This window comes from Enterobacter cloacae complex sp. 342H5, assembly GCF_050030905.1.
Taxonomy (GTDB): domain Bacteria; phylum Pseudomonadota; class Gammaproteobacteria; order Enterobacterales; family Enterobacteriaceae; genus Enterobacter; species Enterobacter intestinihominis.
In genome coordinates, this window is sequence record NZ_JBLGVB010000001.1 from 1586762 (window position 1) to 1605148 (window position 18387).

General features: G+C 55.6%; 14 protein-coding genes. 6 read left to right on the forward strand and 8 right to left on the reverse strand.

What is annotated here, in order from left to right; genetic code table 11:
* Positions 1 to 4 precede the first annotated feature (4 nt).
* From gspL to ACQG03_RS07700, 6 genes are all read left to right on the forward strand, one after another.
* Positions 5 to 1138, forward strand: a complete 1134-nt coding sequence (gspL, locus tag ACQG03_RS07675) for a type II secretion system protein GspL (RefSeq protein ID WP_063163401.1) — start codon at positions 5 to 7, stop codon at positions 1136 to 1138.
* Positions 1135 to 1620, forward strand: a complete 486-nt coding sequence (gene gspM, locus ACQG03_RS07680; RefSeq protein WP_063163400.1) for a type II secretion system protein GspM — start codon at positions 1135 to 1137, stop codon at positions 1618 to 1620. Before gspL ends, gspM begins: the two co-directional genes overlap by 4 nt.
* Entirely contained in the window at positions 1617 to 2414 is a 798-nt protein-coding gene (locus ACQG03_RS07685) for a prepilin peptidase (RefSeq protein WP_063163399.1), read from the forward strand. Before gspM ends, ACQG03_RS07685 begins: the two co-directional genes overlap by 4 nt.
* A 253-nt stretch (positions 2415 to 2667) precedes the next feature.
* Positions 2668 to 5391 carry a glycosyl hydrolase family 18 protein gene (locus ACQG03_RS07690; protein WP_058646187.1) on the forward strand — a complete coding sequence of 908 codons (2724 nt, stop codon included), beginning with the start codon at positions 2668 to 2670 and terminating at the stop codon, positions 5389 to 5391.
* A gap of 101 nt (positions 5392 to 5492) precedes the next feature.
* Positions 5493 to 5933 carry a type III secretion system invasion protein IagB gene (gene iagB / locus ACQG03_RS07695; protein WP_022647598.1) on the forward strand — a complete coding sequence of 147 codons (441 nt, stop codon included), beginning with the start codon at positions 5493 to 5495 and terminating at the stop codon, positions 5931 to 5933.
* Between the two features lie 134 nt (positions 5934 to 6067).
* Positions 6068 to 7894, forward strand: a complete 1827-nt coding sequence (locus tag ACQG03_RS07700) for a chitinase (RefSeq protein ID WP_032624555.1) — start codon at positions 6068 to 6070, stop codon at positions 7892 to 7894.
* A gap of 144 nt (positions 7895 to 8038) precedes the next feature.
* Here the strand turns inward: ACQG03_RS07700 and ACQG03_RS07705 are convergent, their stop codons facing one another.
* The 8 genes from ACQG03_RS07705 to aqpZ all read right to left on the reverse strand — a co-directional run bounded on the left by ACQG03_RS07705 (position 8039) and on the right by aqpZ (position 18136).
* Complete coding sequence (locus tag ACQG03_RS07705) at positions 8039 to 9052, reverse strand: NAD-dependent epimerase/dehydratase family protein (RefSeq protein WP_022647600.1); 1014 nt, start codon at positions 9050 to 9052, stop codon at positions 8039 to 8041.
* Between the two features lie 92 nt (positions 9053 to 9144).
* Positions 9145 to 10581, reverse strand: a complete 1437-nt coding sequence (locus ACQG03_RS07710; RefSeq protein ID WP_063163398.1) for an SDR family oxidoreductase — start codon at positions 10579 to 10581, stop codon at positions 9145 to 9147.
* A 10-nt stretch (positions 10582 to 10591) separates the two neighbouring features.
* Positions 10592 to 11593, reverse strand: coding sequence for a low-specificity L-threonine aldolase (gene ltaE, locus ACQG03_RS07715; protein WP_032624552.1), 1002 nt, complete (start codon positions 11591 to 11593; stop codon positions 10592 to 10594).
* Between the two features lie 38 nt (positions 11594 to 11631).
* Positions 11632 to 13350, reverse strand: coding sequence for a ubiquinone-dependent pyruvate dehydrogenase (gene poxB / locus ACQG03_RS07720; protein ID WP_063163397.1), 1719 nt, complete (start codon positions 13348 to 13350; stop codon positions 11632 to 11634).
* A 238-nt stretch (positions 13351 to 13588) separates the two neighbouring features.
* On the reverse strand, positions 13589 to 14557 hold the full coding sequence (gene hcr / locus ACQG03_RS07725; protein ID WP_023299707.1) for an NADH oxidoreductase: 969 nt from the start codon (positions 14555 to 14557) through the stop codon (positions 13589 to 13591).
* A 10-nt stretch (positions 14558 to 14567) separates the two neighbouring features.
* A complete protein-coding gene (gene hcp / locus ACQG03_RS07730; RefSeq protein ID WP_023299708.1) occupies positions 14568 to 16220 on the reverse strand; it encodes a hydroxylamine reductase in 1653 nt (550 codons plus the stop codon).
* Positions 16221 to 16364: 144 nt separating this feature from the next.
* Entirely contained in the window at positions 16365 to 17264 is a 900-nt protein-coding gene (locus tag ACQG03_RS07735; RefSeq protein ID WP_022647606.1) for a lysine exporter LysO family protein, read from the reverse strand.
* Between the two features lie 176 nt (positions 17265 to 17440).
* Complete coding sequence (gene aqpZ, locus ACQG03_RS07740) at positions 17441 to 18136, reverse strand: aquaporin Z (protein ID WP_026080729.1); 696 nt, start codon at positions 18134 to 18136, stop codon at positions 17441 to 17443.
* Positions 18137 to 18387: the final 251 nt, after the last annotated feature.

The following is an 18387-nucleotide window of genomic DNA, read 5'->3' on the forward strand; positions in this document are numbered from 1 at the left end:
CGTTATGAAACAGGTACTTTTTGTTCGCCCCGACAGCCGCGAGGGCGGGAAAATAATGTGCTGTGAGTTCGGCAGCGAGCGCGTCGAGGTGCTCGACAGCCTGGAGATGCTGGCCGAACACCCGCTGGCTACACGCGTTTGTCTCCTGCTGCCCGCCAGCGACATGATTTTCCGCCATTTCACGCTGCCGAAAAAGGTGGCTTCTCAGGCGATGGCCTTCTCGTGGATGGCGGAAGAGACGCTGATTGGCGACGTGGACAACCTCCACTGGACGGTGCTCTACAAAAAAGGCGCTGACGTCGACGCCGTTGCCATTGACGCCGACCGCCTGCGTGCGGCATTGACCCGCTGTCACGAGGCCGGATTAAACGTGATTCAGGCCCTGCCTGATGCCTGGCTGCTGCCCGTGGCGGCAGGGGACAGCACGCTGGTCGCACAGGATAAAGGCTACTGGCTGCGTTTATCTCCCCACGTGGCGGGTGAAATGGAGGGAACCCTGCTGCCGCTGTTGATGCAGAAAGCCGGAGACGGGGAAGTGTGTTGCTACGGCGACGCGCCTGCGGACGTTCACGTTGACGTACAGCATGCCTGGCAGCACCCGCTGGTGCTGATCCAGCCGCAGTGGAAAACCTGTCGTGTGAATCTGCTTCACGGTGAATTCAGCCTTAAGGCCGGTCATGGCCAGGCCGCAAAAAGCATGAAAGCAGCGATGATAGCGGCGGGCCTGCTGTCCGTTGGTCTGCTGCTGGGGCCGCGCATTGCGATGGCCTGGATGCTGGTGCAGCAGGAAAATCGGGTTCAGCAGGAGATCGTTCAGGTTTATCAGCACCATTTCCCCAGCATGCGCCAGCAGACCAATATCAAATATCACTTTGGCCAAAGCCTGAAAAAACAGAGCAAGGGGTTCTTTCTTCAGCTTGAGGAGCTGGAGAAAGCCCGGCAGTCAGTCCCTGCGATGGAGATCGATCTGCTGGAATACGATGCGCAGCAAAACACCCTGACGCTGAGCGTTAGCGCGCAAAGCCAGCCCGCGTTGCAGGCGTTTGTGAACCAGACCAGTGAGAATTTTGATTTTACCTTACAACCTGTTTCAACAACCGAACCGTATACCGCCATGATCGCAGGGAAACATAAATGAAAGAGCGAATCGCGCAGCTGAAATCACGCTATCTGAATTACAGCGCCCGGGAAAAAATCATTTTAAAAATATGTGCCGTTGCCATTGTGGGGGCTGCAGTGTATTACACAGGAGTAATTCCCCTGGATAATATGATCCAAAATAGTAAATCGACGCTTAAAAGACAAAAAGAGACGCTCAACTGGATGCGCAGTGAAATTGATAAAAATCATCTTCAGGTCCAGTTAGTTAAAACGAATAATCCGCGTACGGTGGTCGAGAACAGCGCTCATGAAATTAATCTTTCACTGACGGATGTGCGCCAGGAGGGGCAAACTTTATCGTTCGTGGTGAATCGGGTAAATGTACATGAATTAAAAAGCTGGCTGCGTGAAATTAATCAGACCTCCGGCGTGACATTGCAAAAAATAAACCTCACGCCGGTTGACCACCTCAGCGATGTGAAAGCACAGGTGCAGCTTACCTGGTCAAAAAGCGCATGAATACCTTCACGCTGATGCGGGAGGCCTGTCCGCTCGGTTTCCCGATGATGAGTGCTATCCTGGGCGGGATTATGGGCAGTTTTCTCGGCGTTGTTGCCGAGCGCGTACCGGGAATGGTGATGGATGAGGAGGGGAGCGGCAATCTGCTCTTTCCTGCCTCGCACTGCCCGGTGTGTCAGCACACGCTTGCTGCATGGGAAAATATCCCGCTGCTCAGTTGGCTGTTATTACGGGGGCGCTGCCACCAGTGCGGCAGCGCGATCCCGCTGCGACTCTTTTTGGTGGAACTGTTCTCCGCGCTGTTTTTTGGCATCACGGCCTGGTGCATGCCGGACGTTCAGGCGCTGTTCTCTTTGTGGTTACTGGCGGCTTTTTTACTGCCGCTGGCCATGATCGACTGGCAGCATCAGTTGTTGCCGGACTGCCTGACCCAGCCGCTGCTGTGGGCGGGGTTAGTGCTCCATGCTATTGACCACACATTGTCGCTACGCGCTGCGCTGTTTGGCGCGGTGGCGGGCTATCTGTCGCTCTGGCTGCTCTACTGGGCTTTTCGTCTGATCGCCGGACGAGAAGGGCTGGGTTACGGGGATTTTAAGCTACTGGCGGCGCTGGGCGCCTGGTGCGGCTGGCAGGCATTACCCTCCATTGAACTGGCGGCAGCGTTAAGCGGTATTGTCGGTTATTTCGCCGTCAATAATTTAAATAAAAATAACCTCACTATTTCTTTTGGTCCTTACCTCGCCTTTTCTGGAATCGTGGTGTTTATTAGTCAGCAGTTTGCTTTCACATTTTAAATATACTGGTCAAGGTTTTTTATAAATCTTTTTGATGCTGGGAGAGAAGGACGACTCTTTACGCTCGGTGTATCGTAGGAGATATAAGCTACACGGGATTTGGCTTGTATCTTTTTATGGAGGAATACAGCGCAGCAACAATTTTTTGTTCACGGCACTCACGTTGGTTAAATACGCATTACGCGAAACGCATCCATGATCTCACGGAAGGCATGGGTTATTACGTTATAAATAAATTTATCAGGAAATAAAAATGAAATTTATGAAACCAAAATATCTGGCGCTCTTTATTGCGGCGGCCACCAGCTCCGCATTTGCAGCTGCGCCGGGTACGCCTTCTATTACATCGGGCAATGATAAATTTGCGCTGGTAGAAGTGGATCAGGCGGCACAGGATTACAACAACCTCATCAAAGTGCATAAAGAGGGTGTTGATGTAAAAGTGGAATGGAACGTCTGGAGCGGTGACGCCCCAACGTCTGCAAAAGTGCTGCTGGACGGCAAGACCGTCTGGACCGGCGCGGGCAGCGCGGCGGGTTCTGCGACCTTCAAAGTCAAAAAAGGGGGCCGCTATCAGGAACAGGTCGAACTGTGTAACGACAGCGGCTGTACCAAAAGCGCAAGCAAACTGATTATCGTGGCGGATACCGACGGAAGCCATTTGCTGCCGCTGAATACGCCGCTGCTGGAAAATAACAAAGCTTTCGCTCAGCATACCGATAAAGTCGTCGGTGCCTATTTCCCTGAGTGGGGCGTTTACGATCGAAACTTCTCTGCGGATAAGATCCCGGTCGCGAACATTAACCACCTGCTGTACGGCTTTATTCCAATTTGCGGCGGCGACGGTATTAACGACAGCGCCAAATCTTCAGGTGCACTGGAATCCCTGAAACGCGCCTGTGCTGGCCGTCAGGACTACACCGTGGCCATTCACGATCCATGGGCTGCGTTGCAGAAACCGCAGAAAGGCGTAAGCAACTGGGACGATCCCTACAAAGGTAACTATGGGCAGCTGATGGCGATGAAAAAAGCCCATCCTGACCTGAAAATTCTGCCATCCATTGGTGGCTGGACCCTGTCCGATCCGTTCTATCAGATGGATAACAAAGTACTGCGTGACCGTTTCGTGGCGTCGGTAAAAGACTTCCTGACCACCTGGAAAGTGTTTGACGGCGTGGATATTGACTGGGAATTCCCGGGCGGCGGCGGTGAAAACGCCAAACTCGGCAATCCTCAGACCGATAAAGCCACCTACACCGCGCTGATGCACGACCTGCGTCAGATGCTGAATGAACTGTCTGCGGAAACCGGTCGTACCTACGAGCTGACTACTGCAATCGGTGCCGGTAAAGATAAGATCGAAGACGTGGACTATAACACCACGCAGCAGTACCTCGACCATATCTTCCTGATGAGCTACGACTTCTACGGTGCCTGGAGCAATACCGATCTGGGCCACCAGACCGCCCTGTACGGTGCTTCCTGGAAACCAGACACTAACTACACCACCGATAACGCGGTGAAAGCGATGCTGGAGCAGGGCGTTAAGCCAGGCAAGATCGTGGTAGGCGCAGGTATGTATGGCCGCGGCTGGACCGGCGTTCATGGTTATACCGGCGATAATCCATTTACCGGCACCGCAACCGGACCAATTAAAGGGACATGGGAAAACGGTATCGTTGACTATCGTCAAATCGTCAACCAGATGCTGGGCAAACCGGGCTGGGAATACAAATATGACGAAGCGGCTGAAGCGCCGTACGTGTTCAACAAGTCCACCGGTGAGCTGGTGACGTACGATAACGCCCGTTCCGTTATGGCGAAAGGCAAATACGTACTGAACAAAAACCTGGGCGGACTGTTCGCATGGTCTATCGAGTCTGATAACGGCGATATCCTGAACGCCATGAACGAAAGCCTGCTGGGCGGAAGTTCCATCCCGGATCTGCCTGTTGAGACTAACCATGCGCCAGTGGCTTCAGCTGCCGATCAAAATGTCACCGGTCCTGCAACCGTGACCCTGGATGGCTCTGCTTCTAGCGACCAGGACGACGATGCGCTGACCTATAAATGGACGCAGGTTTCAGGCCCTTCTGTGACCATCGCCAATAGCACCAAAGCAAAAGCCAGCTTTAGCGTTCCGGCTGTGACAAGCGACCAGAACCTGGTCTTCCGTTTGACCGTAACCGACGCTAAAGGGCTGAGCAATGCTGTTGACGTCCAGGTTGTGAATAAAGCGCCTAAAGCCAACCAGGCGCCGGTAATCAATGCTATGGAAGCCGTTACCGTTCAGTCCGGTGAAGCAATTTCTCTGCACGCACAGGCATCCGATCCTGATGGTGACGCGCTGACCTACAGCTGGAGCGTACCGGCTGATATGAACGCGACCGGCACTGATTCGGCCAACGTTCGCATCACTGCGCCAGAAGTGCACAATACTTCTTCCTACACCCTGAGCGTTATTGTGACGGACGGTAAAACCAGCGTGCAGTCTGACGTGCAGGTGACGGTGGAGCCTAAGCCAGCTGACGAGGTAACGCCTCCTGCCGATGACGTAACCCCACCGGTTGACGACGTAACGCCTCCTGCCGATGACGTCACACCACCGGCTGACGACGTAACCCCGCCAGCTGATGATACCGCTGGCAGCTGCGACGCACCTGTCGATGACAACGCCAGCAAATACGCTGCGTGGGACGCGAGCAAAATCTATAACAACGGCGATACCGTAAGCTTCGACCACCTCGTGTGGAAAGCGAAATACTGGACTCAGGGCAATCAGCCTGGCTTCGGTATGGACGCGTGGGAGCTGGTAAGCAACGTGAAGATGAACTGGCGTTCTGACCTGGTCTACAACGGCGGCGACACCACCACCTATGAAGGTAACGTTTACCGTGCGAAATGGTGGACCCGTGGCGATAACCCAGCAAATAGCGACGTATGGGTAAAAGAAGGCGCATCAACAGATTGCAAATAATCTAACCCATTAATTACTCCCCCCTTCTGAGGGGGAGTAATTAGAAATTCATTTACAGGATGTTTCTAAGGAGAAATAACCAATAAAGTCAGCAGGTAAAAATGAAAAAGCTCATTTTGTTGTTATTAATAATAAGCCAGGGCGCTCTGGCAAACTGTTGGGATAAAGCGGCGCGTTATTATCATGTCGACCCTTATTTACTGTACGCGATAGCGAATGTGGAATCCGGTATGAATCCGTACGCGGTTGGGCAAAACCGCGATGGCACGCGGGATGTCGGGCTGATGCAAATCAACAGCTCGCATTTTACCGCGCTGGAAAGCAGAGGCATCGATGAGTATCGCTTAATGACCGAGCCGTGTACCTCCATCATGGTGGGTGCCTCCATTCTCTCCGGAATGATAAGAGTATATGGCTATAACTGGGAAGCGGTAGGTGCTTATAACGCCGGGTTGAAGAAAGAGAATTATCCGCAGCGGATGAAATATGCCCATAAGGTCTGGGCTAAATATCAGCAATTAAAATTAGCAGCACGTGATTAACGTTTTTTATTTTTGAAGAATTCCTGAAGGTGTTCTTCGAAAAGTGAAAACAGCTGAATGTGGTTTATGTATTAACGGAATAATACCTAAGCCGGGATATTAACATTTAATTTGAAACGAACAGGAAAACTGAAATGAACAAAAGGACGTTACTGAGTGTACTTGTTGCTGGTGCTTGCGTTGCACCTTTTATGGCGCAGGCCGCCTCTTTGCAGGCGACCACCGGCGAGCCGTACACCATGAAAGCCAGCGATCTGGCGAAGAAAGAGCATGAGCTCACTAACTTCCCGCTGATGGCCTCCGTTAAAGAGACTATTCAGACCCTGGACAACGCGCAGGTCGAACTGATTGAGCCAGGCCGCGCGGCGAACCCGGACAACGTCAAACGCGTTGAAGGGATTGTGAAAGCCAGCGACTGGGAATATCTCTTTCCGCTGCGTGCACAGGCTTATACCTACAGCAACTTCCTGAAAGCCGTGGGTAAATTCCCGGCGCTGTGTAAGACCTACAACGACGGTCGTGACAGCGACGCTATCTGCCGCAAAGAGCTGGCGACCATGTTTGCCCACTTTGCCCAGGAAACCGGCGGCCACGAAAGCTGGCGTCCGGAAGCCGAATGGCGTCAGGCGCTGGTCCACGTGCGTGAAATGGGCTGGAGCGAAGGGCAGAAGGGGGGCTATAACGGTGAATGTAACCCGGACGTCTGGCAGGGACAGACCTGGCCTTGCGGTAAAGACAAAGACGGCGATTTCCTGAGCTATTTCGGACGCGGTGCGAAACAGTTGTCCTACAACTACAACTACGGTCCATTCTCTGAAGCGATGTACGGCGACGTGCGTACTCTGCTCGATAAACCTGAGCTGGTGGCGGACACCTGGCTGAACCTGGCCAGTGCTATCTTCTTCTTCGCCTATCCACAGCCGCCAAAACCAAGCATGTTGCAGGTGATCGACGGTACATGGCAGCCGAACGATCACGATAAAGCCAACGGCCTGGTCCCGGGCTTCGGTGTAACAACCCAGATCATCAACGGCGGCGTTGAGTGCGGCGGCCCGACTGAAATTGCGCAGTCTCAGAACCGTATCAAGTATTACAAAGAATTTGCGAACTACCTGAAAGTCCCTGTTCCGGCGAACGAAGTGTTGGGTTGCGCCAACATGAAGCAGTTCGACGAAGGTGGCGCAGGCGCCCTGAAGATTTACTGGGAACAGGACTGGGGATGGAGCGCGGATACCCCGGACGGCAAGACTTACTCTTGCCAGCTGGTGGGCTATCAGACACCGTTTAGCGCGTTCAAAGAGGGCGACTACAGCAAGTGCGTGCAGAAGTTCTATAACGTGAATATCGTGAATGACGACGGTTCCTCGGTGACGCCGGACGAAACCCCGGTCACGCCAACGCCAACACCTTCTGAAGATGTTACGCCGGCCCCAACGCCAGCGCCAGTTCCGGATGAAACTCCGGTTGAACCTGTCGCGGTGAACCACGCGCCGGTTGCGCAGATTGCGGGCCCAATCGGTGCCGTTGAAGCGGGCGCGCAGGTTTCTCTGAGCGCGGAAGGCTCTACCGACGCAGACGGCAACAAGCTGACCTACACCTGGCGTTCTCAGGATGGCCAGACCGTGACCGGCGAAGATAAAGCGGTGGTGACCTTTAAGGCGCCTGAGTCTACAACGGCGCAGCAGTATGAAGTGAGCCTGACCGTCAGCGATGGCGAGCTGAGCAGCACCACGTCTTACCTGCTGAACGTGAAAGCGAAAGCGACAACGCCATCCGGAGAAGATACGTCTTACCCGGCATGGAGCGCGAACAGCAAGTACAACGCCGGTGATATCGTGAACAACCACGGTAAATTGTTCCAGTGCAAACCGTTCCCGTACAGCGGCTGGTGTAACAGTGCGCCGACGTACTATGAGCCGGGTGCAGGCCTGGCATGGGCTGAAGCCTGGACGGCTCTGTAAAAGCAAACGGCAACCCTCGGGTTGCCGTTTTAATGTTTGCACCCTCTACCTGTGGGAGAGGGCCGGGGTGAGGGCATCAGTCCGCACTCTCTGTTTTTTGCCGGGTGGCGCTGCGCTTACCCGGCCTACATGAGGCTGGAACGCTTACCGGTGCAACTTCCCGTGATCCCGTAACCACGCCGCCGTACGCACTATCCCTTCATCCAGCGAGATAATCGGTTTATACCCCAGCTCGTTCTCCGCCCGAGAAATATCCAGCGTAAAATCAAAGTTGAGCTTCGACACACCGTAATGCGTCAGCGCAGGCTCTTTCGCCGATTTACTGCCAAAGCGCTCCATGCTGCGGGCAATCATGTCCAGCATCGGGTAGGGAACGGAACGGATCCGGCAGTCGATTTTTAACTCATCAATCAGCCTTTGCACAATGCTGCGCAGGGTACAGGGTTCGCCGTTGGTAATGTTATAGGCGCGGCCCGACACCAGCTTATCGCACTCCGGCTGGCTCGCCAGCCACATGGCGTGAACGGCATTTTCGTAATAGGTCATGTCTACCAGCGCATCGCCGCCGCGCGGTAACAGCACGCTGCCGTAATGGTGCATCATCTGGGCCAGTCGCGGGATAAAGACTTTGTCGTGCGGCCCAAACAGGCTCTGTGGTCGCAGCACGGTAAAGCGGGTGTGCGGATTTGACTGGGCCAGCAGGTCGATCACCTCTTCGCCAGCCGCTTTACTGCGGGCAAATTCACAGGCAAAGCGCGCAGGGCGGAAATCTTCCTGAATATCACGATGATGGTGATAATCAAAATAGAGCGACGGGGAAGAGATATGAATAAAGTTACGCACGCCCCAGGCGACGGCCCATTCGCCCAGACGGCGCGTGGCGCGCACGTTGGCGAGATCGAAGGCTTCCTGGGTACCCCACGGGGAGGTAAAACTGGAGCAGTGCCACAGCGTATCGATACCGGCGAGCATCACCTTGGCCTGAGAGGAGACCAGCTCCGTCAGGTCGGCATGGACAAACTCAGCGCCCATTTTTTGCAAGAGCTTGCCCATCGCCTCGTTGCGACCGGTGGCCCTCACGCTGATGCCTTTGTTGCGCAGAAATTCGACCGCATTTCGGCCTAAGCCGCTGGTCGCCCCGGTAACCAGTACCTTCATAACAATCCACTGTGTTGAAAAGAATTTCGTGCGCATTCTTTCGTGAATTACGATGTGTTGCAATGGGAAAGGTGAAAGATTAAGAGTTTTATTTAGTTACTTTCCCGCTTTTCTTCTGCCAGTTGCGCAATCCGTTTCGCCATTCCGCGGAAGATAAACAGGTGTGCCGGGATCATCAGCAGCCAGTAGAACAGCCCGGGCATTCCGTGCGGGTGCCACCACGCCCGAACGTCCAGCTCGCGGTGATCGCCTTTGTCTTTAAGGGTGAAGCAGAGCCGCCCCAGCCCCGGTGCCTTCATGCCAAACAGCAGCGCCAGCTGTTTTTCCGGCTCAACGATGATCACCTTCCAGCTGTCGACCGTATCGCCCACGTTCAGATACGGGGCGGCAGGACGGCCTTTTGCCAGCCGGTGACCCACCAGCAGATCCAGCGCGCCGCGCGTTTGCCAGAGGATATTGCCGAAGAAATAGCGCTCTTTGCCGCCGATCTGGTTCACAACGTCCCACAGCGCTGTGAGGCTGGCAGTGGTTTTTACCGTACAGCCCGCCTGTTTTGGGTAATAGCCGTACTCGGGCCGCCAGCGGGCAAACGCCTGCGCATCGTAGCCCCAGTCGCTGGAGTTCACCAGCTTCTCTTCTTCTTTCAGCGTATTGCGTACGGCATCGTCGAAGGGGATCAATTCCTGAGGGATCAAGGCACGCAGTTCACGATCGTCCGCCAGCAGATCGTGTTTCAGTCCCTGTATAAGCGCTTTGGCAGTCGTCGGCGGCACGGAGGTGATCACATTCAAAAACCACACCGAAATCCAGCGGGTCGGGAAGGGGACGGGCACCAGCCAGCGGCGGCGGCCACTCACCCGCATAAAATGTTCGAACTGCGCCTGATAGCTCAACACTTCCGGGCCAGCCGCCTCCAGCACACGATGCGCCGCCGCCGGATGATCCAGCAATGCCACCAGATAGTGGAGTAAATTCTCCAGCGCAATGGGCGTGGTGCGCGAGCGTACCCAGCGCGGCGGTGTCAGCACAGGCAGGTTGTAGACCATATCGCGCATCACTTCGAACGCGGCGGAACCCGCGCCGACGATGATCCCTGCCCGCAGTTCGGTGACGGGGATACGGGCGCTTCGCAATGTCTCTGCCGTCAGTTGCCGGGCGCGCAGATGGTCTGACTGCTCGTTCTCAGGCGCCTGAAGCGAGCTTAGAAAGATCACCTGCTTTACCGGCGTTTGCAGCAGCGTATCACGTACGTTCATCGCCACCTGACGCTCGTGGGCGATAAAATCGCCGCCTTCGCCCATGCTGTGAACAAGGTAGTAAAGCGTATCGACCCCTGCCAGCAGCGCAGGAAGCGCTTTCGGCCAGTTAAGGTCAACGTTGTGACACGTCACGCCAGGCAAATGTAGCTTTTGCAGGCGTTCCGTGTTGCGTGCCACTGCCAGCACCTGGTGCCCCTGCTGGCTTAACGCAGTGGTCAGATGCTGACCGATATACCCGCTGGCACCGAGCACCAGAATACGTTGCGGCACGGTATGCTCCTTAACGCTGTAAAAACGCCTGCCAGTGTTTCACCACCTCGGTCAACTGCTCGCGGTTAACGTCAAGATGCATCACCAGTCGCACGACCGGGGAGGCGTTGATCAGCACGCCTCGGGCTTTCATAAATTCGCCCAGCGCGGCAGCATGCTCATTGCCGACGCGGACAAACAGCATGTTGGTGTCATGACGCATGACATCAGCGCCGATTTCACGCAGCTGCGCTGCCATCCACGCCGCATTGTCGTGATCGTCTTTCAGGCGTGACACGTTATTTTTCAGGGCGTACAGTCCGGCAGCCGCCAGAATACCCGCCTGACGCATCCCGCCGCCGGTCATTTTACGCCAGCGGTTGGCGCGTCTGATGTAGTCTGCACTGCCAACCAGCAGGGAACCCACCGGCGTACCCAGCCCTTTAGAGAGGCAAATGGTGAACGAGTCGCAATATTGGGTGATCTCTTTTAGCTCGCAGCCGTACTCCACCACGGCGTTGAAGATACGTGCGCCGTCAACGTGCAGGCCGAGCTTGCGCTCGCGGGTAAAATCCCATGCCGCTTTCAGGTATTCGCGCGGCAGAACTTTACCGTTATGGGTGTTTTCAAGGCTCAGCAGTTTAGTGCGGGCGAAGTGAATATCATCGGCTTTGATTTTTGCCGCGACTTTGTCCAGCGGCAGCGTACCATCCGGCGCGGCATCGATCGGCTGCGGCTGAATGCTGCCAAGCACCGCCGCGCCGCCGGCTTCGTACAGGTAGTTATGCGCCCCCTGGCCGACGATATACTCTTCGCCGCGCTCGCAGTGGCTCAGCAGCGCCACCAGGTTAGCCTGCGTGCCGGTGGGCAGGAACAGGGCAGCCTCTTTACCGCTCAGCTCGGCCGCATAGCGCTGGAGTTCGTTGACCGTCGGGTCATCGCCGTAGACGTCGTCCCCGACCGGGGCGGCCATCATCTCTTCGAGCATGGCGCGGCCCGGACGGGTAACGGTATCACTACGTAAATCAATCATTTCACATCCCTTTCATTTAAGAGGTCTTGTGAAATGTTTTACCTGAGCCAGTTGGTTTTTGCCAGTTCGATCACTTCGTCACCGCGCCCGCTGATGATGGCGCGCAGCATGTAGAGGCTAAAACCTTTAGCCTGTTCCAGCTTGATTTGAGGCGGGATTGCCAGCTCTTCTTTGGCGACCACCACATCCACCAGTACCGGGCCGTCGATGGCGAAGGCACGTTGCAGGGCTTCGTCCACATCTGAGGCTTTCTCCACCCGAATACCGGTGATACCGCAGGCTTCGGCGATGCGGGCGAAGTTGGTGTCGTGCAGCTCGGTGCCGTCCGTGAGGTAGCCTCCGGCTTTCATCTCCATCGCCACAAAGCCCAGCACGCTGTTGTTAAAGACCACGATTTTCAGCGGAAGCTTCATCTGCGCCACCGACAGGAAATCCCCCATCAGCATACTGAACCCGCCGTCGCCGCACATCGCCACCACCTGCCGTTCCGGTGCCGTCGCTTTTGCGCCCAGCGCCTGCGGCATGGCGTTGGCCATTGAGCCATGGTTGAACGACCCAAGCAGGCGTCGTTTGCCGTTCATTTTCAGATAGCGCGCGGCCCAGACGGTGGGCGTACCCACGTCGCAGGTGAAGATGGCATCGTCGTCGGCGAAGTGGCTGATCTGCTGCGCCAGATACTGCGGGTGGATCGCTTTTTCGCTCGGTTTGGCGAGATCGTCCAGCCCCTTACGCGCATCGCGATAGTCGCTCAGGGCTTTATCGAGGAATTTGCGGTCCGTTTTTTCTTCCAGCAGCGGCAGGAGGGCGGCGAGGGTGGATTTAATATCGCCGATAAGCGCCATATCCACCTTGCTGTGCGCGCCGATGCTACCGGGATTAATGTCGATCTGGATAATTTTGGCATCCGTCGGGTAGAACGCGCGGTACGGGAACTGGGTGCCGAGCAGGATCAGCGTATCGGCGTTCATCATGGTATGGAAGCCGCTGGAAAAACCGATCAGCCCGGTCATGCCCACATCGTACGGGTTATCGTATTCAACGTGCTCTTTGCCGCGCAGGGCGTGCACAACTGGCGCCTTCAGCTTAGCGGCAAATTCCACCAGCTCTTTATGCGCGCCAGCACAGCCGCTGCCGCACATCAGGGCGATATTGTTGGAGTATCGCAGCAGCTGCGCCAGCTTTTTAAGTTCTTCATCCGCAGGGGTAATGGTTGGCTGTGGCGCAGAGTACCAGTGGGTGGTGGCGGTTTCAGGTGCAGCCTTCAGCGCCACGTCCCCCGGCAGCACAACCACCGAAACCCCGCGATTCAGGATCGCCTTACGCATGGCTATCGCCAGCACCTGTGGGATCTGCTCCGGCGACGAGACCAGCTCGCAGTAGTGGCTGCATTCACGGAACAGCTCCTGAGGATGCGTTTCCTGAAAATAGCCGCTGCCGATCTCGGATGACGGAATATGTGCGGCAATCGCCAGCACCGGAACATGGTTGCGGTGACAGTCGAAAAGACCGTTGATAAGGTGCAGGTTTCCCGGTCCGCAGGAACCTGCACAGACGGCGAGTTCGCCCGTGAGCTGCGCTTCGGCACCCGCGGCAAAGGCGGCGACCTCTTCATGGCGGGTGGGCATCCATTCAATGGTCTTCATCTTGTTGAGGCTGTCGCTGAGTCCGTTCAGCGAATCGCCGGTGACGCCCCAGATACGCTTTACGCCAGCCTGCTCCAGGGTTTTCGCTATGTATGCAGCCACGGTTTGTTTCATGGTGGTCCTTCTCCTTTATGTGATATCGCTTACAAGCTTAGAAGAAAGTCACTGTATTGGCTGCCTGGTATTCCATACGCACAGGCAGTAGGCACAACGTAAGCCGGGTAAACGCAATGCCACCCGGCAAAAAGCCCGGTGGCGCTAACGCTTACCGGGCCTACGAAGAGCCAACATGTACAAAGTAGGCCGGGTAAACGCAGTGCCACCCGGCAACAAATGGAGGCACTGCGCCAGATTATGCCAGCACCAGGTCCCCCTGCGGATGGCATGAACACGCCAACACGTAACCCTCTGCAATTTCCGCATCGGTCAGCGTCATGGTGCTGGTGACGGTGTATTCACCGGAAACCACCTTCGTCTTACAGCAGCCGCACACACCCGCGCGACAGGCTGCCGCTACCGGCACGTTATTGCTTTCGAGCGCTTCAAGCAGCGTGGTGCCCACGCGACCAAAGAAGGTCTGCGCCGGTTGCAGCTTCGTGAACTTCATCCCGCTGGTCGCCGCTGCCGCTACAGGCGTGAAGAACTGCTCTTTAAAGAAGCGGGTCACGCCGAGCGCTTTCACTTCTTTCTCCACGATCTCCATGTACGGCGCCGGGCCGCAGGTCATCACGGTACGATCCGCAATGTCCGGCACGCTTTGCAACATTTCGCGGCTCAGACGCCCCGCGACAAAACCGTGCGTCGCGTTGTGCTCAGCCACCAGGGTCACCGGATAATTTCGCCATTCCTCGGCAAAAATCACATCTTCCGGGGAACGCACGCTAAAGATCACCTGCACGTCGGCCTGAGGACGGTATTTCGCCAGCCAGCGGCGCATCGACATAATCGGCGTTACGCCACAGCCTGCCGCCAGAAGCAGGAATTTGTCTTCCTTCTTGTCGTCACAGGTGAACTCGCCCTGCGCGTCAGACAGCCAGATGTAATCCCCGCGCTTCACGTCACGGGTCAGCCACCGGGAGCCTGCGCCGTCATCAATACGACGGACGGTGAGCGTTATGTATTCGCTCACGCCCGGCGTGGAGGAGATCGTGTAGGCGCGCAGGGTATCCGCCGAATTACGCACACTCACCAGCGCATACTGACCTGCGCGGTACGGGTAGTAGTCATGGCACAGCAGCGACAGTGTCCACACATCCGGCGTCTCCTGTTGGATGTGATGAACCTGCATCCGCCACGGACATTGTGAGGTTGGCATGGTCATGAGTTACTCCTTACGCGCTCAGCAGTTGCTTCATATCATCTTCAACGTTGGTCACGGAACGCAGACCAAATTTCTCGTTCAGGATGGCCAGCAGGTCCGGCGTCAGGAAGCCTGGCGCGGTCGGCCCGGTGACGATGTTGGTCACGCCGAGAGAGAGCAGGGTCAACAGAATAACGATCGCTTTCTGCTCGAACCAGGAGAGCACCAGCGACAGCGGCAGATCGTTCACGCCGCAGCCCAGTTTCTCTGCCAGCGTGACCGCCAGAATGATGGCTGAATACGCATCGTTACACTGACCAGCATCCACCAGGCGTGGCAGACCTTCGATGTTGCCGAAGTCCAGCTTGTTGAAACGGTATTTACCGCAGGCCAGGGTCAGGATCAGACAGTCTTCCGGAACGCGGGTGGCGAAATCGGTGAAATAGTTACGTTCCCCGCGCGCGCCGTCACAGCCGCCGATCAGGAAGATGTGACGCAGTTTTTCACGGCTGACGAGGTCAATCAGGGAATCCGCCGCACCCAGCAGGGTTTCACGGCCAAAACCGACGGTGATGAGGTGCGGAATTTCGCTGTACGGGAAGCCTGCCATCTGCTGCGCCTGTGCGATAACCGGACCGAAATCATCGCCTTCAAGGTGGCTCACGCCCGGCCAGCCGACGATGCTGCGGGTCCAGATTCGGTCGTCATACGCGCCCACGGTAGGGTCGATGATGCAGTTAGAGGTCATGACAATTGGGCCAGGGAAGCGGGCGAACTCCACCTGCTGGTTCTGCCAGCCGCTGCCGTAGTTACCGATCAGATGCTTAAATTTACGCAGTTCCGGGTAGCCGTGCGCGGGCAACATTTCGCCGTGGGTATAGACGTTAACGCCGGTGCCTTCGGTCTGCTTCAGCAGGTTGTAGAGATCTTTCAGGTCGTGGCCGGAGATCAGGATGCATTTACCTTCGGTCGCTTTGACGTTGACCTGTGTCGGCGTTGGGTGGCCGTAGGTGCTGGTTTCACCGGCATCCAGAATGCTCATCACTTTGAAGTTCATCTGGCCGATTTCCATCGAGCATTCCAGCAGGGCGTTCATGTCGGAAGGCCAGGTGCCCAGCCATGCCATGATTTTGTGGTACTGGGCATAAATGTCGTTGTCGTACTGGCCGAGTACGTGCGCGTGCTCCATATACGCCGCAGCACCTTTCAGACCGTACAGGCACAGCAGGCGCAGGCCGAGGATGTTCTCGCCAATCGCCGCTTTGTCTTTATTGGGAGTAAATTCGGCGGCCTGACGCTGTAGCTCGCCCAGGTCGTCGCTCACCAGCTGTAGTTCCGCCATCGGGTTGTCCACGCGGGCGCTGGCGTCGGCATTCAGGCATTGCGCTTTCAGGGCTTCACGCAGGGCAATCGCTTCGCGGGCATAGCCCACAATGCGTGGCGAATCGAAGTTAACGTTAGTCAGCGTGGAGAAAAATGCGCGCGGCGCAAAGCTGTCGACATAGTGATCGACAAGGCCATATTCACGGGCCTTGAAGGCCCAGGCGGATAAGCCTTGCAGCGCCGCAATCAGCAGGTCCTGGAGATCGGACGTTTCTGCGGTTTTGCCGCACATACCCTGTGCGTAAGAGCAGCCGTTGCCTGCCGGAGTACGGATGGTTTGTTCACATTGCACACAAAACATAATCACACCTGTTAAAGTTATATTTGAGATACATGTTTAAGGTTATGCCTGTGCCACAACGGAGAAAAGTGCTTTCTTATACTAAGTGGAGGGTTATTGATTTAGCGCAATTTTGGCGGCAGGTTCACTACCGCCAAAGCAGTATCAGGCTGAGAAGAACGCCATCAGAATGGGGACCAGCAGGCTCAGAATAAAGCCGTGTACAATAGCGGCAGGAACCATCTCCAGACCTCCCGAGCGCTGTAACACCGGCAGGGTAAAGTCCATTGAGGTGGCCCCGCACAGGCCCAGCGCGGTAGAGCGGCTGCGGCGTACCAGGCCGGGGATCAGCATGATGGCTATCAGCTCGCGCGCCAGATCGTTAAAGAAGGCGGCGCTGCCGATCACCGGACCAAACGATTCGGTCAGCAGAATACCGGACAGCGAATACCAGCCAAAACCGGATGCCATCGCCAGGCTGGTTTTCAGCGGCAGATCGAGAATAAAGGCGTTAATCACTCCCCCCGCCATTGAGCTGGCCACAACGATAACGGCAACCATCATGCCCCGGCGGTTCAGGACAATCTGTTTCAGCGTCATGCCATTATTTCGCAACTGAATACCGATCAGGAAGAGCAGGAAAATCAGCGTATATTCGCTGGCTTCCGTAGCGTGCTGTAAAAAAGCCCATCCGGTTAGCCCCAGTAAAAAACCGAGCACCACCACGCCGCACAGCTTTAATGATTCCAGCGCCATCGCAATTCGGGAGGGAAGCTTTTCCTGATGGTGGTGATTTTTCCAGGGAATAGTGCGTTCCAGCCAGAACAGCGCGGCAATATTGCACAGCAGAATAACCACTACCGTAACCGCAGAATAATGCAGGATGGAAAGCAAGTTCGTCGCCAGATTATCCAGGAAGGCCAGGCTGATCCCCATAAAGAACAGAATGACGTAAACAATCCAGCTGAGAAAACGATTAATAAGCTTTAAGGCCGATTCATGACGCAGCGGAATAAGGTAGCCCACAATCAGGGGCAGAAGAATGATGAGGAGTCCTGAGAACATGAACAGCCGGTCCTTTTGAGTATCATTTAAGCGCCAGAGACACTACCCAATAAAGGCTGTGAGGTAAAGCTACAAAAAAAGCCGGGTGGCGGCTACGCCTTACCCGGCCTACAAAGTGCACACTCACGTAGGTCGGGTAAGCTTTAGCGTCACCCGACATTACAGGCCGCACTTAATTAATCGCGTTTTTCCAGCAGGGTGCGATACAGCACGCCGCCCAGAATACCGCCAATAATTGGCATCACCCAGAACAGCCACAGCTGTTCAAGCGCCCAGCCGCCCTGGAAAATAGCCACCGCGGTGCTGCGTGCCGGGTTAACGGAGGTATTGGTCACCGGGATGGAGATCAGGTGGATAAGCGTCAGCGCCAGACCAATAGCAATGGGGGCAAAGCCCGCAGGCGCGTATTTGTCCGTTGCGCCGTGGATCACCAACAGGAAACCTGCGGTGAGCACAATTTCAATCACGATAGCAGACAGCATTGAGTAGCCGCCTGGAGAGTGTTCGCCGAAGCCGTTTGACGCAAATCCGCTGGCCGCGGCGTCAAACCCGGCTTTCCCGCTGGCAATGACGTACAACACCGCCGCGGCAATAATACCGCCAATAACCTGGGCAATAATATAGCCAATAATATCTTTCGCCGGGAAACGTCCGCCCGCCCATAAACCTAACGTGACGGCCGGGTTGAAATGACCGCCGGAAATATGCCCCACGGCGAATGCCATGGTTAATACGGTTAAACCGAATGCCAGCGCGACGCCGACAAATCCAATACCTAATTCCGGAAATGCGGCTGCCAGTACTGCGCTACCGCAGCCACCAAACACCAGCCAGAATGTACCAAAGCATTCTGCCGCTAATTTTCTGAACATAACCACCTCAATAATAAACGTCCGCGCCCATTCCTGCGCGCGGGTTATATCGCCATAAAGGGATGACGACTCAAAGAGCCAGTATTTTGAAACCATCAACATCCCTTCGCCACTCAAATAAATTCACTAAATTTGATTTAAGGCAATGTGATGTCAATCCTTGTTCAGAACGGAGGTAATTAGAGCATAGCCCAATAATTAAGGGGGCGTATATTCTGCTGTCGTGACCTACAGCCTGCCGCTATACTGCT